The organism is Microbacterium sp. Bi128, from assembly GCF_918698205.1.
The window spans coordinates 1-1,795 of the sequence record NZ_CAKKMM010001059.1 but is presented as its reverse complement, the minus strand read 5'-3'; the positions used below and the strand labels follow the sequence as shown (position 1 = coordinate 1,795).

The window sequence follows — 1,795 nt, the reverse complement described above, 5'->3', positions numbered from 1 at the left end:
GTGACCAACCAGGACCGCACCGGTGTCCGCGGCCCGGGCTTCACGGAGGTGGACCTGCGCAACTACGGCCAGGTGGTGGACGTGTTCCTCGGCCTGGAGGACCGCCATGCCGGCTTTGACGCCGTGGTGCACCTGGCCGCGATTCCCGCACCGGGACATGCCCCGGATGCCGCCACCTTCGAGAACAACATGCAGTCCACCTACAACGTGTTCCAGGCTGCCCGGCGGGCCGGGATCAAGAAAATCGTCTACGCGTCCAGTGAGACGGTGCTGGGGCTGCCTTTCGACGTCGACCCTCCCTACATCCCGGTGGACGAGGACTACCCCGCCCGGCCGGAAAGCACGTACTCCCTGGTCAAACACCTTGAGGAGCAGATGGCCATCCAGCTGACCCGCTGGGACCCGGCCCTGAGCATCACCGGCCTGCGGTTCTCCAATGTGATGGACCCGGAGGACTATGAGGAATTCCCCTCCTTCGACCACGACGCGCGGGCGCGCAAGTGGAATCTCTGGGGCTACATTGACGGCCGGGACGGCGCCCAGGCCGTGGCCCGAGCCCTGGAGCACGGCAAGCCCGGGTTCGAGGCGTTCATCATCGCCAACGAGGACACGGTGATGAGCCGCTCCAGCGCCAGCCTGGCCGCCGAGGTGTTCCCGAACGTCAAAGTGGTCAAGGACCTGGCCGAGCACGAGACCATGCTCTCGATCGACAAGGCCAAACGGCTGCTGGGTTACGCACCGGAGCACACCTGGCGGAACTACCACCCGCTGCGCACCACCCCCACGGAAGACTGACCCCAACTTGAGGAGCTCCATGCAATACCGCACCCTGGGCAACAGCGGCGCCGTCGTCTCCAACTATGCGCTGGGCACCATGACTTTTGGCGCCGAGGCCACCGAGGAGCAATCCCGCGCGATCCTGGATGACTACTTCGCGGCGGGCGGCAACTTCATCGACACCGCCGACGTCTACAGCTCGGGGGTGTCGGAGGAAATCATCGGCCGGTGGCTGGCGGACCGGGCCGAGGTCCGGGACCGGGCGGTGGTGGCCACGAAGGGCCGCTTCCCGATGGGCCAGGCCCCCAACGACGTCGGAACCTCCCGCCGGCACCTTGTCCGGGCACTCGATGACTCGCTGCGCCGGCTCGGCGTAGAACAGATCGATCTCTACCAGCTGCACGCGTGGGACCCTGTTACGCCCCTCGAGGAGACCCTCCGGTTCCTGCACGACGCCGTCACCAGCGGCAAAATCGCCTACTACGGCTTCTCCAACTTCCTGGGCTGGCAGTTGACCAAGGCGGTCCATGTGGCGAAGGCACATGGCTGGAGTGCCCCGGTGACGCTTCAGCCGCAGTACAGCCTGCTGGTCCGTGAGATCGAGTCGGAAATTGTTCCGGCCGCACTCGACGCCGGGATCGGGCTGCTGCCATGGTCGCCGCTGGGCGGCGGGTGGCTGTCCGGCAAGTACAAGCGCGACCAGCCGCCGGCCGGGGCCACCCGTCTGGGCGAAAACCCGAAACGGGGGATGGAGGCCTGGGAGGCCCGCAACGCCGATCCGCGCACCTGGGACGTGATTGCCGAGGTGGAGCAGACCGCCGGGCGCCACGGCGTGAGCCCTTCCCAGGTGGCGCTGGCCTGGTTGGCGGACCGGCCGGCGGTCACCTCGGTGATCCTGGGCGCCCGCACCACCGCGCAGCTGGCGGACAATCTCGCGGCCGCGGATCTGCGGCTCACCGCGGGGGAGACGGAGCGGCTGACCGAGGCCAGCCGGCCGCGCGTCGGAGTCTATCCGTAC

2 protein-coding genes are annotated in these 1,795 nt (G+C 68.0%); both read left to right on the top strand.

Going from position 1 to position 1,795, the window contains the following annotated elements; all coding sequences use genetic code 11:
• On the top strand, window positions 1–795 hold a 795-nt coding region (locus LQV45_RS29740; RefSeq protein WP_230010729.1), incomplete at its 5' end, for an NAD(P)-dependent oxidoreductase.
• 19 nt (window positions 796–814) lie between these two features.
• Window positions 815–1,795, top strand: a 981-nt coding sequence (locus LQV45_RS29735) for an aldo/keto reductase (protein ID WP_230010726.1), incomplete at its 3' end; no start/stop codon positions are given.